Below are 4,019 nucleotides of genomic sequence, written 5' to 3'. Positions count from 1 at the left end.
CCGTCGCCGACGCCTGCGGGCAGGCGGAACTCCCTTGCGGCGCACCGCTGCTGCTCGCCCTGCACAGCGACCTGCACACCCGCGGGGCGGCCGAGCGGGTGTCGGAGGGCGCCGCCGCCCTCGGCCTGGCCGGGGTGACCCGGGTCTACACCGGCGCCTGCGTGGCCGCCGCCTCCGCGCTGGCCGACGCCGCCGCCCTGGTCGGCTCCGGCCGGCACCCCCGGGTGGTGGTCGCGGCCGGTCACCTGGTGGAGCCGGGCGTCTTCGCCGCCTTCGACGCGGGCCGGGCGCTGGCCCGCGACGGCGAGCTGCGGCCGTTCAGCACCGGGCGCAGCGGCACCCTGCTCGGGGACGCCGCGGTGGCCGTGGTCGTCGAGGCGGCGGACGCCGCCGCCGCGCGCGGCGCCCGCCCGCTGGCCCGGCTGGCCGGCTGGGGCCGCTCCGGGGACGCCCACCACGTGTGCCGGCCGCGGCCCGACGGCGCGGGCGTGGTCCGGGCCGTGCGGTCCGCGCTGGCCCGGGCGGGGGTCGACCCGTCCGCGGTGGACTACGTCAACGCCAACGGCACCGGCTCGCCGATGTCCGACCTGGCGGAGGCGCGGGCGCTGCGCGAGGTGTTCGGCGCGGCCCTGGACGCGCTCCCGGTCAGCTCCAGCAAGTCCGTCCACGGGCACGCCCTGGAAGCCTCCGCACTGCTCGAACTCGCCGTCACCATCGGCGTGCTGGACGACGGACGGCTCCCGGTGAACGCCGGCTGGCTGGGGCCGGACCCGGAGATCGGGCTGCACCTCGTGCTGGGCCCCCGCGCGGAGTCCGCCCGGCCGCGCTGCGCGCTGAGCCTCAACTCGGCGTTCGGCGGCGCCAACACCGCACTCCTGGTGGCCGCCGCGTGAACCTCCTGCGCACCCTCGCCACCGCGCACTGGACGCACGGCGGGCCGCCGCCTCCGCTGCCCGGCTTCTCCGCCTCGACCTTCAACCCGCTGGTCGCGGCCGTCGCCGAACTCTGCCTGGCCGAAGGCTACGGCGAGCCCGGCCCGCCGCGCCGCACCGGCCTGCTGCTCGCCAGCGCCGGGGGCGACCGCACCACCGCGCTGGCCATCGACACCGGCGCCGCGGGGCGCCGGATGCCGCCGCTGCTGTTCTTCCAGTCCAACCCGAACGCCGTCCTCGGGCACGTCGCCGCCCGCTGGCAGCTGACCGGCCCGGTCGTCGCGATCAGCCCCCGGGAGGCCGCCGCACCCGGCGAAGTACCGCCGGACGCACTGGAGTCGGCCGCGCTGCTGCTCGCCGACGGGGACGCCGACCACGTCCTGGTGATCGCCGCCGAGCAGGCCGACCCGGCCGACCCGGCCGGACACGCCTCCGCCGGACACGCCTCCGCCGACCGGGCCACCGCCGTCCTGGTCGCCACCGCCTGAGCGCGCGCCCCGCTTTCCGCCCCGTCCGCCCCGCTTTCCGCCCCCGTCCGCCCCGTCCGTACGCGTCCCGTACGCGTCCCCGTATGCGTCCTCGGACGCCGCACCGTACCCGCACGGCCAGCGCCGTGGTCCGTGGGAGGGATCCACACCGTGAGCATCCGCAGTATCCGCAGCCTGCTGGCCGACGACCCGGACGTCGGCGCCGGCAACGTGCTGACCAGCAGGATGGCCCTGGGCCTCGGTCTCGACGTCCCGCTGCTGTCCTTCGACACCCCGGTGGACGGCCGCCCGGCCGGGCAGGCGCTGACCCTGCGCGAGGCCGACCGCGCGGTGCGGGCCCGGGCCGCCGCGCTGCACGCCCGCGGGATCGGCCCGCGGGACGTGGTGGCGGTGTACGCGACCGCCGCCGCCGACCAGGTGCTGTCCTTCCTGGCGCTGGCCCGGCTCGGCGCGATCCCGGCGCTGCTCAACCCCGGGGTGGAGGGCGAGCGCGCGGCCCGCTACATCGCCCGGCTCGGCGCCGCCGGCATCCTCGCCGACCCCGCGCACCGGGCCGAACTCGCCGGGTACGACCCGGCGGCCCCGGTGCTCGCCGACGCCGCCGAACTCGCCTGCGGGGAGCCGGAGTCGGCGCCCGCCCCGTACCGGCACCACCCGGACGACCCGGTGGCGATCACCCACTCGTCCGGCACCACCGGGATGCCCAAGGCGGTGGCGCACTCGCACGCCAGCCTGTACGCGTCGATCCGGCACCGGGCCGCGCTGCCGCGCCCGCAGGGCATCGACCGGGTGCTCAGCGCACTGCCGGCCGCGCACGCCGCGACGCTGATCGCGGTCAACCTGGCGCTCAGCTTCGACGCCGAACTGCACCTGATCTCGCAGCAGACCGGCCCGGCCGTGCTGGAGGCGATCGAGAACTGGCGGCCGCAGAGCGTGTTCGGCTTCGCCACCACCTGGGCCGACCTGGCCCGGCAGGACCTCGCGGCCCGCGACCTCTCCTCGGTCGGCCTGTGGTGGAACACCGGCGACTGCGCGCACGAGACGCACATCCGCCGCCTGATCGCCCGGGGCTCGCGCGAGAGCGTCACCCGCGAGGGCCGGGTGCGCACCGCCGGGTCGGTGTTCGTCGACGGCCTGGGCTCCTCCGAGATGGGCCACTCGCACTTCCACATCACCCACACCCCGGGCACCGAGAAGTACGGCCGCTGCGTGGGCCGTCCGCACACCTTCGTCGACTGCGAGCTGGTCGGCCCGGACGGCGAGCCGCTCGGCCCCGGCGAGGTCGGCGAACTCGCCACCGCCTCACCGACGTTGGCGCTCGGCTACTGGAACGACTCGGTCACCACCCACCGCACCCGGCTGCGCGGCCGCTTCCTCACCGGCGACCTGATGTACCGCGACGAGGACGGCTACTACTACCACGTCGACCGACTGGTGGACGCGGTCGACCTCGGCGGCGGCCGGCGGCTGTACACCGCGATGTCCGAGGAGCGGGTGCTGGCCGGCGTCCCCGGCGTGCAGGACTGCACGGTCGTCGCGGTGAAGGACGGCGACCGGGTGGTCACCGACGTGCTGCTGCTCCTCGCGGACGGCGCCGACCCGGCCGCCGACCGCACCGCGCAGGTGCTCGCCGCGCTCGACGCGCCCACCGCCGCCACCGTCCGGGCCGTCCTGGTGGTCGACGAGGCGGACATCCCGCTCGGCCCGACCGGCAAGGTCCGCAAGGTCCTGCTGCGCGAGCGCCACCTCACCGCGGCGGCCGCGACCGGCACCCTCGCGACGGGCACCCTTCCGGCGGGCGCCCGGTGACCCGGGTCGGACGGCCCGGCGCCGTCGTCACCGGCATCGGCCTGGTCACCCCGCTGGGCCGCGGGTCCGGCGAGGTCTTCGCGGCGCTGGCCTCCGGGCGCAGCGGCATCACCGCCGTGCCGGCCGACCACGTCGCGCACGGCTGGCTGCCCGCCGCCGGGATCGCCCCGCACGTCGACGGCCGGGAGGTGCTGCCGCCGACCGAGACCCGCTGCGTGGACCGCTTCGCGCTGCTGGCGCTGGCCGCCGCGGACGACGCGCTGGCCGACGCCGCCCTGGTGGTCGGCCGCGACGCCGACGCCCGCCGCACCGCCGTGGTGCTGGGCACCGGCGGCGGCGGCCTGGAGACCTACGAGCAGCAGGCCGTCCGCCGCCGGGAGCGCGGCCGTCCCGGCGTCAGCCCGTACCTGCTGCCCGGGATGCTCTCCAACATGGCCACCGCCCGGATCGCGATCAAGCACGGCATCCGGGGTTTCAGCACCGCGATCGTGACGGCCTGCGCGGCCGGCGCCCAGGCGGTGGCCGAGGGGCTGCGGCTGATCCGGGCCGGTGACGCGGACGTGGTGGTGTGCGGCGGGACGGACGCCTCGCTGCACCCGACGATCGTCGCGGCCTTCACCAACGCCCGTGCGCTGGCCCAGGGTTGGGAGGATCCGGCGCAGGCGTCCCGGCCGTTCGACGCCCGCCGCAACGGCTTCGTGCTGGGCGACGGCAGCGCCGTCCTGGTGCTGGAGAGCGCCGAGCACGCCGCGGCCCGCGGCGCGGCCGGGTACGCCGAGCTGATCGGCTG

4 protein-coding genes are annotated in these 4,019 nt (G+C 77.6%); all 4 read left to right on the top strand.

Annotated features, from left to right (window positions below):
* A partial coding sequence (locus tag ACFUEL_RS36495) for a beta-ketoacyl synthase N-terminal-like domain-containing protein (protein WP_380242009.1) occupies window positions 1-893 on the top strand: 893 nt, incomplete at its 5' end.
* The gene (locus ACFUEL_RS36490; protein ID WP_380242008.1) at window positions 890-1,420 is read left to right on the top strand and encodes a hypothetical protein; all 531 of its coding nucleotides are present in this window, start codon (window positions 890-892) and stop codon (window positions 1,418-1,420) included. The genes ACFUEL_RS36495 and ACFUEL_RS36490, both read left to right, overlap by 4 nt.
* A gap of 150 nt (window positions 1,421-1,570) precedes the next feature.
* Complete coding sequence (locus tag ACFUEL_RS36485; RefSeq protein WP_380242006.1) at window positions 1,571-3,229, top strand: AMP-binding protein; 1,659 nt, start codon at window positions 1,571-1,573, stop codon at window positions 3,227-3,229.
* On the top strand, window positions 3,226-4,019 hold a 794-nt coding region (locus ACFUEL_RS36480), incomplete at its 3' end, for a beta-ketoacyl synthase N-terminal-like domain-containing protein (protein WP_380242004.1). The genes ACFUEL_RS36485 and ACFUEL_RS36480, both read left to right, overlap by 4 nt.

The sequence above is a fragment of the Kitasatospora sp. NPDC057198 genome, from assembly GCF_042670125.1.
Taxonomy (GTDB): Bacteria; Actinomycetota; Actinomycetes; order Streptomycetales; family Streptomycetaceae; genus Kitasatospora.
The sequence above is the reverse complement of the archived record's forward strand: the minus strand, read 5'-3'. Positions and strand labels throughout refer to the sequence as shown.